This window comes from Alkalihalobacterium sp. TH-98 (genome assembly GCF_057473385.1).
Map to the genome: position 1 here is coordinate 24,760 of NZ_JBYCKM010000009.1, position 19,381 is coordinate 44,140.

At 36.7% G+C, this 19,381-nt stretch carries 19 protein-coding genes and 1 riboswitch; of the genes, 2 read left to right on the plus strand and 17 right to left on the minus strand.

What is annotated here, in order from left to right; genetic code table 11:
- Positions 1-34 precede the first annotated feature (34 nt).
- From AC2VNP_RS03325 to AC2VNP_RS03360, 8 genes are all read right to left on the minus strand, one after another.
- On the minus strand, positions 35-1,891 hold the full coding sequence (locus AC2VNP_RS03325) for a bifunctional homocysteine S-methyltransferase/methylenetetrahydrofolate reductase (RefSeq protein ID WP_486915994.1): 1,857 nt from the start codon (positions 1,889-1,891) through the stop codon (positions 35-37).
- Between the two features lie 25 nt (positions 1,892-1,916).
- Positions 1,917-3,080 carry a cystathionine beta-lyase gene (gene metC / locus AC2VNP_RS03330; RefSeq protein WP_486915995.1) on the minus strand — a complete coding sequence of 388 codons (1,164 nt, stop codon included), beginning with the start codon at positions 3,078-3,080 and terminating at the stop codon, positions 1,917-1,919.
- 14 nt (positions 3,081-3,094) lie between these two features.
- Positions 3,095-4,201 carry a methionine biosynthesis PLP-dependent protein gene (locus tag AC2VNP_RS03335; RefSeq protein WP_486916303.1) on the minus strand — a complete coding sequence of 369 codons (1,107 nt, stop codon included), beginning with the start codon at positions 4,199-4,201 and terminating at the stop codon, positions 3,095-3,097.
- Between the two features lie 91 nt (positions 4,202-4,292).
- A riboswitch (SAM riboswitch) is annotated at positions 4,293-4,404 on the minus strand.
- Positions 4,405-4,517: 113 nt separating this feature from the next.
- Complete coding sequence (locus AC2VNP_RS03340; RefSeq protein ID WP_275116583.1) at positions 4,518-4,682, minus strand: hypothetical protein; 165 nt, start codon at positions 4,680-4,682, stop codon at positions 4,518-4,520.
- Positions 4,683-4,704: 22 nt separating this feature from the next.
- Positions 4,705-5,340, minus strand: coding sequence for a glutamic-type intramembrane protease PrsW (prsW, locus tag AC2VNP_RS03345; protein WP_486915996.1), 636 nt, complete (start codon positions 5,338-5,340; stop codon positions 4,705-4,707).
- A gap of 36 nt (positions 5,341-5,376) precedes the next feature.
- On the minus strand, positions 5,377-6,339 hold the full coding sequence (locus tag AC2VNP_RS03350; RefSeq protein WP_486915997.1) for an asparaginase: 963 nt from the start codon (positions 6,337-6,339) through the stop codon (positions 5,377-5,379).
- Positions 6,340-6,380: 41 nt separating this feature from the next.
- Positions 6,381-7,373 carry a YpdA family putative bacillithiol disulfide reductase gene (locus tag AC2VNP_RS03355; RefSeq protein WP_486915998.1) on the minus strand — a complete coding sequence of 331 codons (993 nt, stop codon included), beginning with the start codon at positions 7,371-7,373 and terminating at the stop codon, positions 6,381-6,383.
- Between the two features lie 109 nt (positions 7,374-7,482).
- Entirely contained in the window at positions 7,483-8,766 is a 1,284-nt protein-coding gene (locus tag AC2VNP_RS03360) for a Glu/Leu/Phe/Val family dehydrogenase (protein WP_486915999.1), read from the minus strand.
- Positions 8,767-9,110: 344 nt separating this feature from the next.
- Between AC2VNP_RS03360 and AC2VNP_RS03365 the strand changes: the two genes are divergently transcribed.
- Complete coding sequence (locus AC2VNP_RS03365) at positions 9,111-9,932, plus strand: alpha/beta fold hydrolase (RefSeq protein ID WP_486916000.1); 822 nt, start codon at positions 9,111-9,113, stop codon at positions 9,930-9,932.
- 123 nt (positions 9,933-10,055) lie between these two features.
- Here the strand turns inward: AC2VNP_RS03365 and AC2VNP_RS03370 are convergent, their stop codons facing one another.
- The 9 genes from AC2VNP_RS03370 to yhfH all read right to left on the minus strand — a co-directional run bounded on the left by AC2VNP_RS03370 (position 10,056) and on the right by yhfH (position 18,249).
- Complete coding sequence (locus AC2VNP_RS03370; RefSeq protein WP_486916001.1) at positions 10,056-10,973, minus strand: D-alanine--D-alanine ligase family protein; 918 nt, start codon at positions 10,971-10,973, stop codon at positions 10,056-10,058.
- A gap of 325 nt (positions 10,974-11,298) precedes the next feature.
- Positions 11,299-11,907 carry a genetic competence negative regulator gene (locus AC2VNP_RS03375; RefSeq protein ID WP_486916002.1) on the minus strand — a complete coding sequence of 203 codons (609 nt, stop codon included), beginning with the start codon at positions 11,905-11,907 and terminating at the stop codon, positions 11,299-11,301.
- Positions 11,908-12,058: 151 nt separating this feature from the next.
- Positions 12,059-12,967, minus strand: coding sequence for a MerR family transcriptional regulator (locus AC2VNP_RS03380; RefSeq protein WP_486916003.1), 909 nt, complete (start codon positions 12,965-12,967; stop codon positions 12,059-12,061).
- 96 nt (positions 12,968-13,063) lie between these two features.
- Positions 13,064-13,831 carry a metallophosphoesterase gene (locus AC2VNP_RS03385; protein WP_486916004.1) on the minus strand — a complete coding sequence of 256 codons (768 nt, stop codon included), beginning with the start codon at positions 13,829-13,831 and terminating at the stop codon, positions 13,064-13,066.
- 17 nt (positions 13,832-13,848) lie between these two features.
- Positions 13,849-14,253 (minus strand): hypothetical protein, encoded by a 405-nt coding sequence (locus tag AC2VNP_RS03390; RefSeq protein WP_486916005.1) that lies wholly within the window; start codon positions 14,251-14,253, stop codon positions 13,849-13,851.
- Between the two features lie 232 nt (positions 14,254-14,485).
- Entirely contained in the window at positions 14,486-15,748 is a 1,263-nt protein-coding gene (gene ystJ / locus AC2VNP_RS03395) for an NADP-dependent malic enzyme (RefSeq protein ID WP_486916006.1), read from the minus strand.
- Positions 15,749-15,980: 232 nt separating this feature from the next.
- Entirely contained in the window at positions 15,981-16,847 is an 867-nt protein-coding gene (locus AC2VNP_RS03400) for a 50S ribosomal protein L11 methyltransferase (RefSeq protein WP_486916007.1), read from the minus strand.
- Positions 16,848-17,038: 191 nt separating this feature from the next.
- Complete coding sequence (locus AC2VNP_RS03405; RefSeq protein WP_486916008.1) at positions 17,039-17,884, minus strand: hypothetical protein; 846 nt, start codon at positions 17,882-17,884, stop codon at positions 17,039-17,041.
- A gap of 233 nt (positions 17,885-18,117) precedes the next feature.
- Positions 18,118-18,249, minus strand: a complete 132-nt coding sequence (gene yhfH / locus AC2VNP_RS03410; RefSeq protein WP_275116600.1) for a protein YhfH — start codon at positions 18,247-18,249, stop codon at positions 18,118-18,120.
- A gap of 891 nt (positions 18,250-19,140) precedes the next feature.
- Here yhfH and AC2VNP_RS03415 point away from each other — a divergent pair.
- The gene (locus AC2VNP_RS03415) at positions 19,141-19,371 is read left to right on the plus strand and encodes a hypothetical protein (RefSeq protein WP_486916009.1); all 231 of its coding nucleotides are present in this window, start codon (positions 19,141-19,143) and stop codon (positions 19,369-19,371) included.
- Positions 19,372-19,381: the final 10 nt, after the last annotated feature.

A 19,381-nucleotide genomic window follows, 5' to 3' on the forward strand; every position in this document is an offset into this window, starting at 1 on the left:
CTAGCGTCTCGGTTTCTCTATGAATAGAAATTCATTAAACTTGATTCTGCAGTGTTGACGGGTTGTAGCCTACTTGCTCATAGATATATTGAGTCAAGACTACTGTCATTTCATAACGAAGGAAAGGAGTTATCAAATAAATACCGTTAAAATATTGAACTGCTGTGTCGATCAATGATTTGGCAATATTGATACCTTCTAATTCAGCTTTTTCTTTATCGTCACCACAAGCTGCCATTTTCCTGCGAATTTCATCTGTGAGCTTAATTCCAGGGACTTCATTGTGAAGAAACTCTGCGTTCCTCGAACTTGTCAGTGGCATGATTCCAAGGTAAATCGGCTTATTGATATGCTTTGTTGCTTCATATACATCAATAATTTGCTGCTCACAATAGACGGGTTGAGTCATGAAATAGTCAGCACCGGCCGCAATCTTTTTCTCCATACGAACCACTGCTTTTTCCAAGGAGCGTACATTCGGATTAAAGGCCGCTCCAACTGTAAAATCTGCCTGTTGTCCCAAGGATTTTCCAGAAAACGAAATTCCTTCATTTAACTGTTTAATTAAAGAAATTAAATCAAACGACGTCAAATCATAGACGGAGGACGCCCCCGGAAAATCTCCAACTTTTGTCGGATCACCTGTCACTGCTAATACTTGGTTCATCCCTAACGTATGAAGTCCCATCAGATGAGACTGCAGCCCTATTAAGTTGCGGTCTCGACAAGTTAAATGAACTAACGGTCTTGCTCCTACTTGTGACTGCATCATCGCACCTAATGCCATATTATCGACTCGAGGTGAAGCTAATGAGTTATCAGCTAATGTAACAGCATCTACCCCTGCTTCATGAAGAGCTTTAGCACCATCGAGAAACTTATTCACATGTAGTTGCTTCGGTGGATCGAGCTCCACGATGACCGCTGTTCGTTCTTTGGCGATTTCATCAATAGGTTTATCTGTGTCTTTAGGATTTTTTCTTACTTGAATGACGAGTTGCTTTTTCTTAATGTCTTTTTCTGTTATCGGTTCGTATCCTTTTAATGCACTTGCCATTGCTCGTATATGTTCCGGCGTCGTCCCGCAACACCCTCCAAGTAGCCGAACCCCTTGCTCGCGAAATCGTAGTGCATTTTCCCCAAAGTAATTCGGATTTGATTGATAGTAGAACCTTCCATCTTCATAATCTGGCAAGCTTGCATTTGGATAACAAGATAAGAAGGCGTTCTGATATAGCGGTACATCTTCTAATGATCGAATCATATGATAAGGACCCATGCGACAATTTAGTCCTACGACATCGGCTCCCGTTTCAATGAGCGCATTAAAGGCTTCATTAACAGGCGTACCCCCGTATAAAACACCAATATCACCGAGTGCCACTTGTGCAACGATTGGTTTATCTGTCATTTTTCTAGCTAATGTAATGACAGTTTTCAATTCTTCTAAGCTATAAAAGGTCTCAAATAGCAATCCATCAGGACCTGCTTGCAATAGGATATCCAATTGTTCTTCAAAACTTCGCTGTATTTCTTCATCGGTTACATTTTTAGTTTGCAGTCCAGTAATGCCACCGACTGTTCCAAGTACATATGCCCCATGGTTATGAACCGCTTTTTGTGCAATTTCAACACCTTTACGGTTGAGTTCTGTGACTTTATGTTCAAGTCCATAGTTAGCTAGTTTAATGGAATTAGCAGCATACGTATTCGTTTGAATAACATTTGCTCCTGCTTGAAGATACTCTTGATGAACAGCGTATACTTTTTCTTCAGCCGTTCTATTTAAGTTCTCGAAGCAGCTTTCTGTAACCCCCTTAGAATAGAGTAAAGTACCTATTGCCCCGTCTCCAATTAATATTTGCTCTTTAAGCGCATCAAGAAAAGCCATACTATCGCCGTCCTCTTCTTTTTAGTTATTTCGTGACCGCCAAGCTTTCAAAAGCATTGCTGAAATCTTTCTTAATGTCCTCAACACTTTCTAAACCTACCGATAACCTTAACAAACCATCCGTAATCCCTCTTTGTTGTCGTTCTTCACTAGGCATTGCCGCATGTGACATCGTTGCAGGATAAGATAAAATCGATTCAACAGCACCTAGACTAACCGCGAACACAGGTACTTTTACGTTATTTACAAACTTCCGAACCGCATCTTTATCTTTTAATTCAAAAGAGAGAACCGCTCCAAATCCATCGGCCTGTTCTTTTTGTATGTCGTACCCTGAATGACCTTCTAACCCTGGATAATAAACGTGTTCAACAGCTGAATGTTCTCTCAGCCATAACGCTAATTCATGAGCCGCTTTCGATGAGTGCTCCATACGAACATGTAACGTTTTTAGACCTCGCAATACGAGCCAACAATCTTGAACACCTAAAACCGAACCAAATGAATTTTGCAAAAATGCTAATTGTTTGGCTAATTCTTCATCTTTTACGACAGCTAACCCCGCAATAACATCACTATGACCACCAATAAATTTCGTAGCACTATGTAATACAACATCTATCCCAAGTTCAATTGGACGTTGTAGTGCAGGTGTCATAAATGTATTATCGACAAACGTTAAACACTCGTATTTTTTCGCCAACGCTACAACTTCTTTTAAGTTAGTAATCTTCATGGTTGGGTTAGATGGGGTCTCAACATAAATCACTTTCGTATTTTCTTGAATACCAGCTTCAATCTCATCAAGATTTGTCATATCGACAAACGTATATTCAATCCCTAACCGGCTTAAAACTTGGGTTACAAATCGAAATGTTCCGCCGTATACATCTGTTGTAACCACAACATGATCTCCTTTTGATAACAACATAAATGCTGTTGAAATAGCTGCCATTCCCGATGCGAAAGCAAAACCTCGAACTCCACCCTCTAATTCAGCAATCGTTTCTTCTAACGCCGCACGAGTTGGGTTTCCTGAACGACCATAGTCAAACGTTCCAAATTGATCAAAATCAAATTGATGAAAAGTGGAAGCGTGTTGAATTGGCACACTTACAGCACCTGTCTCCTTATCGACTTTCTGATCATTATGCAGCAAGCGTGTTTGAAAAGAAAATTGTTCACTCATTTTATACATCCCCTCTATGAATTCACATGATTAAAGGCCTGATCTAAGTCGTCGATAAGATCTCGGCAATTTTCAATTCCTACTGAAAAACGTAACAAACGGTCGCACACCCCGTTTGCAATCCGTACCTCTATCGGCATATCCGCGTGGGTTTGTGTCGTCGGATACGTCATTAAGCTTTCCACTCCTCCAAGACTCTCTGCAAAAGAAATTAACTTTAATTGTTGTAAAAAAGGATTAACCCACTTAGCATCTTTAATACGGAAAGAAAGCATTCCACCGCGACCAGGATACAGGACTTCAGTTACTGCAGGATGTTTTTCTAAATACGCGGCAATTTCACGTGCATTTTTTTGATGTTGCTCCATCCGAAGAGTTAAGGTCTTCATTCCTCGTATTAGCAGCCACGAATCAAATGGACTTAATATGGCCCCCATTCCATTGTGGTAATAGGCTATTCGTTCACAAAGCTGTTCACCTTTACCTACAATTAACCCTGCAATTACATCATTATGTCCACCTAAATATTTAGAGGCACTATGAATAACGATATCAGCACCTTCATTTATTGGTTGCTGTAAAAGAGGTGTATAAAATGTGTTATCTACAATTAATAGGAGATTATGCTTTTTAGCTAATTGGCCTAGCACTGATAAATCCGCTTCTTGCATTAACGGGTTAGTTGGACTTTCGATAAATAATGCTTTTGTCTTTTTGGTGATTAATTTTTCAAATTCTACTAGGTTTCTAGGGTCACCATAAGCAAATGACAAGCCCCAATTTTTCCAACCATTTTCAAACAAACGATACGTCCCACCATATAAATCGCTTGAGGCTAATATTTCATCTCCTTGCTCAAATAGAGAAAACACAGTTTGAATTGCCGCCATACCTGAACTACAGGCAAATCCTTGATCACCCGACTCTAGTTGAGCGATAGCTTTTTCTAGTACTAACCTTGTTGGGTTTCCTGTTCTTGAATAATCAAAACCAGTTGACTCCCCGATTCCTGTATGACGGTACGCTGTTGAAAAATAAACAGGAGTGTTAATTGTTCCTGTATGTTCATCTAATCGGTTCCCAATTTGTACTAATTTTGTTTCTAGCTGATCTTTGTTCATCATAACTCTCCTCTACTCGTATCAATACAAAAAGCCTTCCTCTTATTAATAAGAAGAAGGCTAAGAAAACGATTTCTATTGGCTATACTTCTTCTTATCTATCAAGCTATACTGACGCTTGCTGGAATTAGCACCTGACTGTATAGATACAGCTGGTTGCTGAGACTTCAACGGGCCATTCCCTCCGTCTCTCTTGATAAGAAAATTAATTTTCAATTTTCACTTGTTACTAAATTACATGAATTATGCAAAAAAAGCAATAGGTTTTGTATGAATAACTTTTTTATTTTAAGCAGACCCCTTCCGCTTTTCTATTTTATTCAGGGGTTGCATCTATTTGTAAGTCATCTTCATTCCCACATACACAACGAATAAATCCTGTTTCATAGTTACCGTCTTTTCCTCGGCTTCCGCGAAGGATAAATTTTTCACCACATTTTTGACAACGAATTACAACACGATATCTTGTGTTTTCAGTCATATTTACACCCCTAACACTCGATCTAGTTTGCCATTTTCACTTTGTGTATACTAAACGTCCACAAGCCAATCATAAATAAAAGCATCGTAATGTGAATATATCTGTCCATTGTTAATAATATTAAATCATAGCTTCCGTGAAGTAAAATGGGAAGCAATAATGAAAATAGCACATAGCGATTACGACGCTTTCTTGAAAACTTCGCTTTCCCCAGATAATACCCCATGATTACTCCAAACAACGCATGACTACTTACGGGAAATAAAGCTCTAAGCCAAGCTGTTTCTAGACCATTTGCTATTATATAAAAAAAGTTTTCTACAGAGGCAAACCCTAATGAAATAGAGACCCCGTAAATAATACCATCATATGTTTTATTAAAAGTTGCATGCTTATACGCAAAGAAAAAAAGGAGAAACCATTTAAAGAACTCTTCAGTAAACGCATACCCGAGAAAAGCAATCGTAAACTCCGAGGTAAATACGCCTTCCACTTCAAATGCATATTGAATGACCATGACTGGAAACACCAAGAGAGCTCCTATAATAAATGTTTTTATGATCATTAGCAATGCTTGGTGACTGACATCATTTTTTAGATAAAAATAACAAAATAAAGCCATGGCTGGACCAGTGGTTGCCGTTATGAGCGAAAACAACGTTCTTCCAATCCTCTCTGAACATCAATCAATTCTTTATATTTTAAACCCTTTTTCTATGTCTTCCCCAGATGAAATTAATACAGCAAGCTTTATTCTTGCTTTTTTTGAATCGTAGTCCTTTCCTAAGAAAACACCTCTTAATTTCAAGTCATGGGCACTACCACGATAGTCATAGGAAGTATGTACTTGTCCTTCTTCAGCACTAGTAGTAACAACTACTTGAACTCCTGCTTTTATAGCTTCCGAAAGATCATCTACCATGTGCGGAGATACTTGCCCTCTTCCTACCCCTTCAAGGACGATTCCTTTTGCTCCCTCGCTCACGGCACATCTTATAAATTTACCATCTGCACCTGCATAGCATTTAATAATTTCCACGTGAGGGAGGTGGTCATTAATTACATAGCAGTCTCTTTCTAGTGGTTTTTGATAAACACTTACAACGTCATTATCGATAATTCCTAAATAACCATAACCAAATGATTCAAATCCTTGCATATTTGATGCATGCACCTTCTTTACATATTTAGCTGACCAGATACGCTCATTAAATACAATCACTGTCCCAATATTATCTAGGCTTTTATCGACTGCAACATATATTGAATTTCTAAGATTTGAATAAACGTCCGTTCCGAGATCATCAGGTGAGCGTTGCGAACCTGTCACAACGATCTTTCTTTGGTCGGTAACAGCTAAATCTAAAAAGTAAGCTGTTTCCTCCAACGAATCTGTGCCATGGGTAACGACAATCCCGCTTACTGATTGATCTTCAAACACTTCATCGATTTTCCTTTTTAATTCGAGCATCCGATCAAAATCGATATGCATGCTTGGAAGCTGAAATAAACTATGGACTTCTACTTGAATATCAGACGGCAATCGGCAAAGTGAAGCTAGTTCTTCACCAGTTAACTCGCCTGATGACAGCAAGCCACTAGCTATTTTCTTGGATGCGATTGTTCCACCAGTTGTAATTAAAGCGACCTTTCTCATATGTCTAATCTCCCTGTCTATTAAATTTTACTTTCCTTTGATCAATTTCGACTACGATCTCTCTTAACGATTTCAGCTGCAATTAAACCACCATGAAAGCGCCCGTTTTCAATAAAGATTTCATTTGCATTATTTCCTGCTGCAATAACACCAGCTATAAAAATACCTTCCACATTCGTTTCCATTGTAACCTCATTAAAAATTGGTCTCCCAGTTTCTTTTTCTGTACCTACACCCATTTTATGCAAAAATGAATGATCTGGATGGTAACCGGTCATCGCAAAAATAAAATCTGATTTCTCTTCTCTTTTTACTCCATTTACTTCATATACTACAGATTCTTTTTTTATTTCAATCACTTCGGCGTTAAAAACCATTTGAATTAGATCGTTATTAATTAATGCTGCAAACTCCGGTAGGATCCAAGGCTTTACACTTTTTGAAAATTCATGACCACGGTAAAGAACGGTTACTCTAGCTCCAACGCGCTCAAGTTCAAGTGCAGCATCAACAGCTGAATTTTTGCCCCCAATCACAACGACGTCTTTGTCAAAGTATGGGTGAGCCTCTTTAAAGTAATGGAAAACATGATTTTGATCCTCGCCTTTTACCCCCATCATGTTGGGATGATCATAATAACCAGTGGCCACAATGACATGCTTACAATGATATTCAACCGGTAATTCTTTATTTTTAAATGTACTTACAGTAAAGGTACTATCATTTCTCTTATTTACTTCTATTACTTGTTCATAAGCATTTATACGAATTCCCTTACGCTTAACCACTTCTCGATAGTAAGAGAGAGCTTGATTTCTCTTAGGTTTCCTTTCAACCGTTACAAAAGGAACCCCGCCAATTTCAAGTTTCTCACTGGTACTAAAAAAGGTCTGGTGTGTTGGGTAACGGTAGATTGAGCTAACAATGTTATCTTTTTCAATCACTAATGGGTTATACCCTTGATCCATCAACGCAAGAGCTGCTGCTAACCCACATGGACCTCCGCCAACGATAATAACTTCTTCTTGAATCATAACATTTCCACCTCTTGTTTTATCTCTAACAACTATAAACCCTTGCATCAATTCGATGCAAGGGTTGTAGTTTATTATCTAACATTTCTTTAATGCAACTTTAAAATAATTATACCCAACCTCTAAATCTAGAAGCTTCAGCCATTTTACGAACACCAACCATATATGCAGCTAAGCGCATGTTTACCTTTCTACCACGAGAAAGGTTATAAATGTTATTAAACGCTTGGACCATTACTTTTTCTAATTTGGCTTCAACTTCTTCTTCTGTCCAATAATAGCCTTGGTTGTTTTGAACCCACTCAAAGTAAGAAACTGTCACACCACCCGCACTTGCTAATACATCAGGAACGATTAATACATCATTTTCGGTTAAAATGCGTGTTCCTTCTAACGTCGTTGGTCCATTGGCTGCTTCAACGACAATTTTAGCTTTAATGTTTGCCGCATTTTCTTCTGTAATTTGATTTTCAATAGCAGCTGGTACAAGGATATCACAATCAAGTTCTAGCAATTCTTTATTTGAAATCGTTTCTTTGAAAAGATTTGTGACCGTACCGAAACTGTCACGACGATCGAGTAAATATTCAATGTCTAGGCCATCAGGATCATGCAGAGCACCATAAGCATCTGAAATACCAATTACTTTCGCTCCTTGGTCATGCATGAATTTCGCAAGAAAACTTCCTGCATTTCCAAAACCTTGGATGACGACACGCGCTCCCTCAATATCAATACCTTTTTTCTTGGCTGCTTCTCGAATACAAATCGTTACACCTTTAGCTGTAGCCGATTCGCGCCCGTGTGAACCACCTAGTACAATTGGCTTTCCTGTAATAAACCCCGGAGAATCAAATTCACGAATTCTACTATATTCATCAAGCATCCAAGCCATAATTTGAGAGTTTGTAAATACATCTGGTGCTGGAATATCTTTCGTTGGACCTACTACCTGGCTAATTGCACGAACATATCCCCGACTTAATCGTTCTAATTCTCGGAATGACATATCACGAGGATCACAAACAATACCGCCTTTCCCTCCACCGTATGGTAAATCAACGATACCCGCTTTAAGACTCATCCAAATTGACAGCGCTTTCACTTCTGTTTCTGTAACACTCGGATGGAACCTTACTCCACCTTTTGTTGGTCCTACAGCATCATTATGTTGAGCACGGTACCCTGTAAAAATCTTAGTTGAACCATCATCCATTCGAACTGGAATACGAACAGTCAACATTCGAACTGGCTCTTTCATTAACTCATACATTTCATCGGCATAACCAAGTTTATCTAATGCCTCTTTTATTACTTTTTGCGTGGAAAACAAAACATTCATATTTTCCTTTTCTTTAGACTCAGTAGCTTCCTGCCTGTCCTTCTCTACCATGAAATTCACCTCGAAGATATGATCAAACAAAAGTGTAATTATATTAAAAAACTTACCATCTATAACTATAAAGAAAAAGACATATTTTTTCCACCCATTGTTATAAAAAGTTTTTGTAAACTTTGTTGCTATTGAACCGATGAATAAAACTCCTTGGATGAAGTTTTACTTTATTAATTAAAAAAAATAAAACATGAGCTGTTTCAGGCCTTAAATTTATCAACTTAAGGAAGTTACAACTACATAAAAAATAAATTTACTAAGCTATCACAATTTTCCTTAGATAAATTAGGTTATTATAGCCTGTATATATGGTATTATATTCAAGAATGGAGGGATTTTGAGTGTATAACGTTGTCGTTAATGATATTACTCTTTATTATGACCGACTTGGAACTGGAGAACCACTTGTCCTCATCCACGGTTTAGGCGAAAGAAAAGAAGGATGGAAATATCAACATGAACTGGCCGATCATTATGATTTAATTATTCCTGACTTAAGAGGATTTGGAAAATCAACACTTCCTGACAACAAAGAAATATCTATTACTAGTTTTGCTAAAGATGTTCTATCCCTTCTAGATAAGCTCAATATAAAGAAAGCTCATATTTGCGGATTATCAATGGGTGGAATTATCGCACAAGAAATTTATAAATTAAATTCCTCAAAAGTTCAATCGCTCATTCTTGCTAATTCAATCTTTTATGTACCAAAGTGGCTCGGAAACTTTATTTATAAGAGTAAGAAAAAAAAGATCGAACAGCTTACTCCTGAAGAACATAAAATGATTTCAACTGAAAGGTGTCTTTACTCGAAAGATAAAGAGATAATCGAAAAAGTATTACCTGCTTGGTCCGACGAACGCAGCAGCTTTATTCCAGCGTGGAAAGCGTGCTTAGAAATCGATTATCGAACGCTCTTACCAACAATCGATGTCCCGACATTAATCATTTTATGTAAGAGTGACAAAATATGTCGACCTATTAATCAAAAAAAGATGCACAAACTTATTCCAAATTCACAATTAGTAACTATTAAAAAAGCAGGTCATGTTGGTAAGATAGAAAAACCAGATGAGTTTAATCATGCGATTTTGCACTTTTTAAAAAGTACATATTATCAAGATCAACCAACATCCGCTCAATTTTTCATGGAAGTAAAGTAGAATTATCAATAAATGTTAATAGGAGGAGCTATATTGATAAAGTTAACCTCTGTTTTGATAAGAGAAAAGGCTAACTCAATCAGCCGCTAAATGCGACCTTTTAAGTCAGCCTTTTTTTCTTACTTACTTTTTGATGGAAAGCTCTACTAAACGTTCAATCATATCCTCATACGATAAGCCAATTTCTCTCGCTGCATCTGGATAGAGACTCGTTGGCGTCATTCCTGGGAGTGTATTTACTTCTAGTATAACAGGTTCACTGCCGTCTCTTGGTACGATAAAATCTACACGTGAGTAAATATCACAACCTAATGATTGATGGGCTAAGACTGCATTTTTTTGCAGCAAAGTTGTCACTTCATGCTCAACACGAGCAGGAACAATATGCTCACTCATACCAGGAGCATATTTCGCTTCATAATCATAATATTTATTTTTCGGTACAATCTCGACAACTGGTAATGCTTTTTCCTCGCCTTTATTCCCCATTACTGCAACCGTTACTTCGACACCATCAATAAATTCTTCCACTAATACAGTATCATCAAACTTAAACGCTTCTTCGATACCATTTAATAATTCTTGTTCATTTTGAGCAATCGTTAATCCTATTGTGGAACCTTCCTGATTAGGTTTAACTACTGCTGGGAAATTTGTATCCCATTTAAATTGCCCTTTATTATAGTTATGCTTATATACAACCATTTCTTTCGCTACACGAATTCCATATTTATGAAAGAACGTTTTTGCTTTTGCTTTATCCATCGCTAAAGCAGATCCTAGAACTCCCGACCCTACATATGGGATGTTCAGCATCTCAAGTAATGCTTGAATTCTACCATCTTCACCGTAACGTCCGTGCAAACCTATATATACGATATCAACATTTAAGTTGATGATGTCATTAATTCGTTGTGGATGGAAATCAATACCGATAACTTCATGTCCTTTTTTTGAGAGGGCATCGATAATTCCTTTACCCGAAGACAAAGAAACCTCTCGCTCAGCTGATGTTCCGCCGTACAATACACCAATTTTCATATTGAGTATCACTCCTAAAATAATATGTATCCTCATTATATTCGCCTATGTAACTCTTGCTACAACACAACAAAAATTACCACAATCCCTACTATCATAACATGAAGTATAAAAAAGCGTAAGGACCCGTTTAGAGGCGCATGGACTGGAAGCCGCCGTATGAGATAAAGAAAACAGGTAGAGCGAATGCGATACGATGTTGCCTTATCGTAAGGAGGCGAGTGAAGTCCACTAGACGCCGGGAAACTGGAGCTAGACAAATAGAAAAGCGTAAAGGGGCCTGTTTACTGTAAGAAAATAAAGAAACGCCCCTTTTTGAGAGGCGTTAACATTTAGGCCTATTGACAAACGTGTGGTACGTTCGATAAATCGCTTCTACTTGCATTAATTCTTTACCATATTCTGCAATCCGATAAGTGGTTATTGTTGAAGGGTTCCCAAATTCAGATAATAATGCGATAAACGAATCGTCATCTACTCCAATAAGATCGTATTCTTCGAATTTTAAATAAAATTTATTGTCATATGAGTATAACGTACCGCCAACCACTCCAAAAGGATAGAGTCTTGAGGATAAAGCAATTACATCTTCGAAGGTGTCAAATTCATAGAACACTTCATCACTTTCATCAAGTGTAACCTTCATTTCAATGTAACCATCATCATAATCATCTTCAAACTCTTCATCGTCTCTAGAGCCTTTTGTAACGATGATGACCATACCTTGTGCTGGCATAACAAATACTTCGACAGCTACTGGCCCATCCGCTTTAAAACCCAATTCATCATCTGCTTCGGACATCATTTCACGAAACAGATCATGTACTTTCGGACCGTCCATCCACAAGTCTTCTTTCGTCATTCCTCTTTCTTTTAGGTCATCAAAGGTTAAAAAAATTTTTATTTTATCCATGGTTAAACGCTCTAAACGCATCTATGACCCTCCCTGTGCCAGGCATCTCGCCCCAGACCGTTCATTGAACGGTTAATGCGTATATTGTACCGTTTGTTGTCATGATTGTTACTATAAGATATGTCAGAGGAACGTCGATGGTTCTTGCTTTATAACCATTTCCTATAATAGATTATCGTTTTAGGTGAGCAGATAACCAACTTTCCCAATCTTGTTTTGTTATACCAACTACATATTTACCATACTTCTGTTCATCTTTTTCAGACATGTAGCTTAAAGCTGTACCACCTACACCAATTATAAGGTCCTCAAATGTCTCTTCTAGATGATCAATGAGTGCAAATGTACTCGGTAGATTTACTGACAACGTACACGATGTAAAGAAAAACTTAGCATTCACTTCTTTAATCACCAATTCAACATCACGCTCAGGTATACCACCGCCTAAATAAACGACTTCAAACCCTTTTCTTCTTAAGAATAACGTGAAGATCAGTAAGCCAAGTTCATGCTTTTCCTGAGGGCCGCAAACAGCAACTACCTTTGGTAAATAACCGTCAACAGGGAAACTTTGGAAAATGTTTCCGATTTTCGTTCGCAAGAAACTAGATATAAAGTGTTCATGAGCTACTGTTATGTCACCCTTTTCCCACATGTCACCTACTCTTACTAACAATGGACCTAGTATCTCGATCGTTACTTTTTCTACATTAAATAAACTAAAGGCTTGATTCATAAGTTCATGGGCTTTATTTTCTCTGAATTGCAGTAATGCTTCTAAGATTTCATCAGCTAACTGTTCTGAGTAATCGTCCTTTTTCTTTTCAGCTGTTACATCAAAAACAATATTTCCTTTTTCCATAAGCCCCACCGCTTGACCGATTGTGAAACCATTATTTACTTTCTCAATAAGCCAGCGTAATATAGCAACATGTTCTTCCGTATATAACCTATGCCCTGCCTGATTCCTTACAGGCTCAATCATTTTATATCTTCTTTCCCAAGCTCTAAGAGTTCCAGGTTGAATTCCGAGCATCTGGCAAATTGCTTTAATATTATACTTTCCTTCTTTTGAAGACATTGAACTTCCTCCAAACCACCAACAGTAATACCCTTAGTATAATAGAGGAAAACGTTTGTGTAAACTTTGTATAATAAACGCTCAATAATTAATATTTTATCGGGACCTTAATGTGATCATATGTGCTTCTGCCCTTGCCCCTAATCGAAGAGGTACTCCTGTAGTACCATAACCATTACTAATAAATAAGGTTGTGTTATTCCGCATCTTCAGCCCACCGATTTCGGCTACCCCAAAACCAAAGAACCGAATTTGCCCTCCATGCGTATGTCCAGATAAAACTAAGCTTATTTGGTGTTCATCTTTTAGTTGTTCAATGATACTAGGATTATGACTAATTAAAATTCTAAATCCTTCATCACTATCTTGAAGGGCCAACTCTAAACGATCCCTTTCACAACCAACATCATCGACACCTAGAAGGATAATTTTTTCTCCTTCATTTTCGTATGTAATTGCTGTATTATCTAATATTTGGACACCTTTTTCAAGTAATGTCGCATCTAATCTTCGAAAGTCACCTTCATAATCATTGTTCCCCCAAACAAAATGGATAGGACCTATTGATTGAAGTAATGTAATGTTTTTTTCAACATTTGAAAATGGAACTTTCTTTTCTAATAGATCTCCACCTATAATGACTAAATCAACTTTCCCTTTCATTTGACGGACGAGTTCTTCATCAATTAAACGAAAATGAATATCAGAAATAAAAAAAATCCTCATTCCATCAAATGATTGAGGAAAATTAGGAAATTCTAGCTCAATTTCACTAACATGATTTCGAAAAGCTTCTCTATACATAAAAAGCAGCAAAATGGTGCCGAGTGCTAATGCGATACTAACAATAAAAATAAAAATCACAGTATCCGAAAACTCCTTTACGAATTTCTATCATAAACTTTTCCTTCATTTGCCTCCATTATACCATATGCAGCAGCTAAAATTCCGGATAGAACGCCTGCAATCGGATGAAGTATGAATTGTATGATAAAAGAAATAAAAAGAATAATAGCTATTACACACTCATTGCGATCTACCAACCTATTATCTAAGAAGGGGTACACAACACCAAGTATAATTTCTTTAATTACAAAGGCTAATGCCATAAAGCCGATGATAAATAATAAGGTAGCACCTAATAAAGAAAAAGGAGCAAAAACTAACTCTCCCAACCACTCTGAGAACGTTAAAGCAAATGGCGATGGGAAAATCCCTGAAGAAATACTAATACAAACATGCCCAACAATTAATAACAAAATTTTTTTAACTAACCATTTATTCAAACTCCTTCCCCCTCTCTAGATAATTATTCTTTTAACCTCTTAACTATATGCATACAGATGGTAATGGTGATCTCATCCCTACTGAACTTATGTACTTTAGTAAGTCTATATGAAAATAAAAAAGAGGAGGACTATTCAGTTCTCCTCTCATTACCAAAATATATCGTAACTTTTTAACTTTAGTACTCAATCTTAAGCCATGTATTCTTTATTATAGACGGCCAGATTTTTATTAAGTTCCAAGATGACAACTTAAATACACATTATCACGGATAGCGGACATTTCCCTTGTTCTAGAAGCTACTTCTTCTGGATTTACCATCTTTCTGGCAACACCGGTTTCCAAGGCAGCCTTTGCCACATTTTTCGCAACTTCAGGAGCTACTCTTGGATCAAACGGATTTGGAATGATATAGTCTGGCTTTAGTTCACTATCCGATACTAAGCGCGCAATAGCGTAAACAGCTGCAATTTTCATACTTTCGTTAATATCGGTTGCAAACACGTCTAAGGCGCCTCGGAAAATACCCGGAAAAGCTAACACATTATTCACTTGATTTGGAAAATCAGATCTTCCAGTTCCGATTATTTTTGCACCAGCTTCAATCGCATCTTTCGGTAAGATTTCCGGATTCGGATTAGCCATGGCAAAAATGATTGGATCATTATTCATTGAGCGAACCATTGCTTTTGTTAAAGCGCCTTCCACAGACACACCAATAAATACATCAGTACCTGCAATAATATCCGCTAAAGTCCCTTCTAATCTCTCCGTGTTTGTAAATTCTGAAACTTCTTCTTTTACTGGATTCATTCCATAAGAACGCCCTTTAAAAATGGCCCCTTTCGAATCACACAAAATTATATGTTGCACACCCATCGAATGCAACAATTTAACGATAGCGATTCCTGCTGAACCAGCGCCATTAACTACCACCTTTATATCGGTAAGTTCTTTTTTTGTTATTTTTAGGGAATTCAACAGCCCAGCTGCAGTAACAATAGCTGTTCCATGCTGATCATCGTGAAAAACAGGAATATTCATTTCCTTTTTTAATCGTTCTTCAATTATAAAGCAACTAGGTGCAGCAATGTCTTCTAAATTTATACCGCCAAACGTAGGTTGAAGAAGCTTTACAGTGCGAATAATCTCTTCTACATCGTTTGTGTCTAGACAAATTGGAAAAGCATCTACTCCAGCAAATGATTTAAATAAAAGAGCTTTCCCTTCCATAACAGGCATAGCTGCTTCAGGACCAATGTTTCCTAAGCCTAATACCGCTGTACCATCTGATACAACAGCAACTGTATTTCCTTTCATTGTGTAGTCAAACACTCGCTCTCGGTCATTAGCAATTTCCTTACATGGTTCAGCTACCCCTGGTGAATACGCTAAACTTAAGTCCCTCGTATTCTGCACTGATACTTTTGAGATTACTTCTAGTTTCCCTTGATGCTGTTTATGCATCCGCAAAGCTTCTTCCTTTAAAGTCATTTTGTTCTCTCACTCCTGTTTTTTATTTTCTGATTTTTTAAAATATTTATGTCATTTTAATACATCACACTGTTAAAATCAACCAACATTTTAAAAAATATTGTGTAATTTTTAAGAACTTTTTGTTTTTCAAAGTAAAAACCCGATTTACATAGTAAGTCGGGTCGAAAAACAAGGTCGAATAACCCCGCTTTAATCTTAAGCTAGCAATCTAACTGCTTTAACTAAATACTTATTTACTATATAAAGCAGTTACCCATTCATTTGATTGGATTCGTTCTGAAGCTCTGAAGCCAACATTACATAAATAGGTACGGACCTTTTCTTCATTCCATTCAACCATGCCTGAAATCAATAATTTGCTAGTTTTCTCATACAAGCGGTGTTGATCAATAACTTTTACAGTTTCATCTGCTCCAATATTTATAATCGTCCAATCAATGTTATTTGGAAAGTCAAAATTCTCTTCTAAAATATCTACTTGATGAACCGTTATATTTGAAACTTCATTTAAGCTTGCCTGATGTGCAACTTCTCTCTCAACTGGTTCAATATCAATAGCTGTAACGTTAACAGCGCCTTTGATAGCTGCAGCAATAGCAAGTACTCCAGAACCAGTCCCAATATCAAGGACATTCATGTCATCTAACCGATCATTCAGGATGATTTGTAAGCAATCTTGTGTCGTTTCATGAACACCAGTTCCAAAAGCAGCCTGAGGGTCTAAATATATTGTTTTTTCTCGCTTACTACCAACACATTCACCATAACAGATCATCCAACCATTGGATAAGTTAATGTCATCAAATTGAATAGGGTCAATTTGAAGAGAAATATCTGCCTGTGTAATTTCCTGTACAGAGACTTGTAACGTCTCACTAACTAACTGAAGAATTGTATTTACTTCAATATCGTCTTCCACAACGATATGTAATATAATATCTTGATTTTCCTGAATTTCGATCCCATATCCATTTTCATCCACCGTTGTTTCAAACGGCTGGTCGTAGTATAAATTGAACACCCCTACAATATTTAGCTGTTCAATTGCTTCATCAACAGCTGTACTTGGGATGTTAACGGTAAGCTCCTTCGCCATTATTCTACCTTCCTTCAACAAAGTATCTTTTTTATTCATTTTACCACAACGAAAACCCTGAAGTAATTACTGCAAAAAGTCGCTTAGAAGACAAATCACATCTTTTCCCGTCAACCTAATAACAATTATTATCTACATTAGCTGGAACAAAAAAAAGAACCGACTTCAACAAGTCAGTTCAAATCATTGTTTTAATAATCGAAATTCGTCCTTTTGTATTCAATTCCCATACCATCTGTTATGACCAATTCCACTCGCACTTGACCTAGCTCATATAATGCTTCATCAAATTGTATTCTTTCATTGTACTCATACATTAGGTCGTACGGCGTATATGTTTCTTGATTAGAGTTCGCTAATACATCAACCGTTTTTAACAATTTATCATTAACATAGACATGCGCTTTTGCACTCCTAATTTTGAGTAGTTCTTTATCTTCTAGAAACATATTGCCTCCACCATACTGTTGCATCATAATATGCAGGTCCATATATTCGCGACTATAAGAATAGACATATACATCAGCGTGAATACGATCTTGTACTTGGTCAAAAATTGAAAGATATTGTAAGTCTTCACTTCTTTTTCGTTCTTCTGATACCGCTAAAATTTGCGTTTCATAATTCCCTTTTAAAGATAATATCAGCTCGATTTCGTAACTTAAACTATCAACTTCTTCTACTTCTATTTGTTTCCACTCACTCGCCCCCTGTTCACGATATAGGAAGAAGAGTTGTTCCTCATAATCTAACTCCCGTAAAGCCCAAGAAACCAGTACCTTCACTTGCTCATTTTCACTTTGAACATCTTTAACTTCAAAGAAACTGTTCCTCACCCAGCGTTGCTCTTCATTAAATTCATTTAAAGTATTTGATACTCTATATTCAATATCATTCAACGAGCTAGACACTCCCTCAATACTGTGCCGCAAAATACTCATTTCATCAGAGATCTTGGTTAATCGAACATAATTTATTAATGAAAAAATAACAAGAAAACCTATACTCACTGCCAACACTAACTGTTTTTTATTCACAAAGGCCCCTCCATCCCAGGACTAATAACTTTACTCACAGTAAATGTTTCCCCATAATACTCTCCCTTCATCACCAAACTTTCCTTAAGATTACTATACGATTTAATTAGAGAGCAAGTGGGCAAATACAAGACAACTAGATACCAAAAGGACAGATCAAACCAAAAATAAAAAGCCTTCATTTCAATTCCCCGGTGAAATGAAGACTTTCTATTAAGCTAGTGTAACAGCTATTATTCTACTTCGTGACGTAAACACTTCTCACACTGATGAAGATAAGACTCATGTTGTTCATCAATAACGTCACCACAGTCTGTGCATTGTTTCGGTGGTAAGTTTCTAAAGAATTCTGTACTTGGTGTCATTTTTTATTCCCCCTGTATCCTTTGTTAATGTCATTGTATTATAACACATTAATTTTTGCAACCCTGTAATAAAACAATTTTCAATAAAAAGCCACCCATTTTTATCAAAAAAGCACTTTCTGTTATATAAAAGAAGAGGTTTACCTATTTAGGCGCCATTCAACTCCACGAGTTCATAACGCTTAAGGTAAACCTCTTCGAATTTTTGAGTGACATGATTTTTATTGTGTCTCTTCTGCTACTTTGAAAAAGGCGATCGCCATACCAATAGATACAACCATGATTAAACCAGTAAATCCTAATACTGCAATTAAAGCAGTTCCACTCATACCCCTCACCTCTCAATAGTTTTTTACTCCCGCATTCATATTAGCATATTTTACCCTTGTTTTTTTATTGTAAATGTGACAAAATTAAGGGTTTGAATTTATTATTATTTACACTGTAATAACGTGGTTAATAGAATAAATAACTGTATCACTTATTTATTTTTGAAAATTCACAATTGCATATTTACTTTAGTGCACATACGTGTTAAAGTAATAAATGTAAATGACCTCTTATTTTTCTCTCTTTGAAGAAGGCCAACTAATCGGCTTTCTTTTTTTTTAGCTCTGATCCTCCTAGGAAAGGACTTTAACTCTTTTTCTAGAGTACTTGGATCTTCTTTATTAAATTTGAAAAGACGTGTTCATTTTTTTCAAATAAAAACATTAAAACAAATAACAATAGAGCCACTACGCTCCTATTATGGACAGGCGAACAGAAAAAAACGGGTCTATGGTCTTAATTTTCTTCTTATTATTGAAAATTCTGTCTTTTATGTTATACTTTAGTTACTAAAGTAAGCGCTTACAAAAATGTTCATTTTATTCTTGCTGAAAGGAGCTGATGAACAGAATGTTACTTCATAAACTTAAAAACAAGTCTCTCATTACAAATGCGGATATTGAATTTAATATAAAATACGGATTACCTGTTGAAGTCTTTTGTCCGGCAAAAAAGCAAACGCTTGCTTTTGGCCGTATCGAAGATTACAATCACTATTTAATTCAAATTAACGGTGTTGAATATTGCCGTAATCAAAATGCCCTTTTTGGTCACCCTTCTTTGTCTGCGTAAGAAAAAGAGA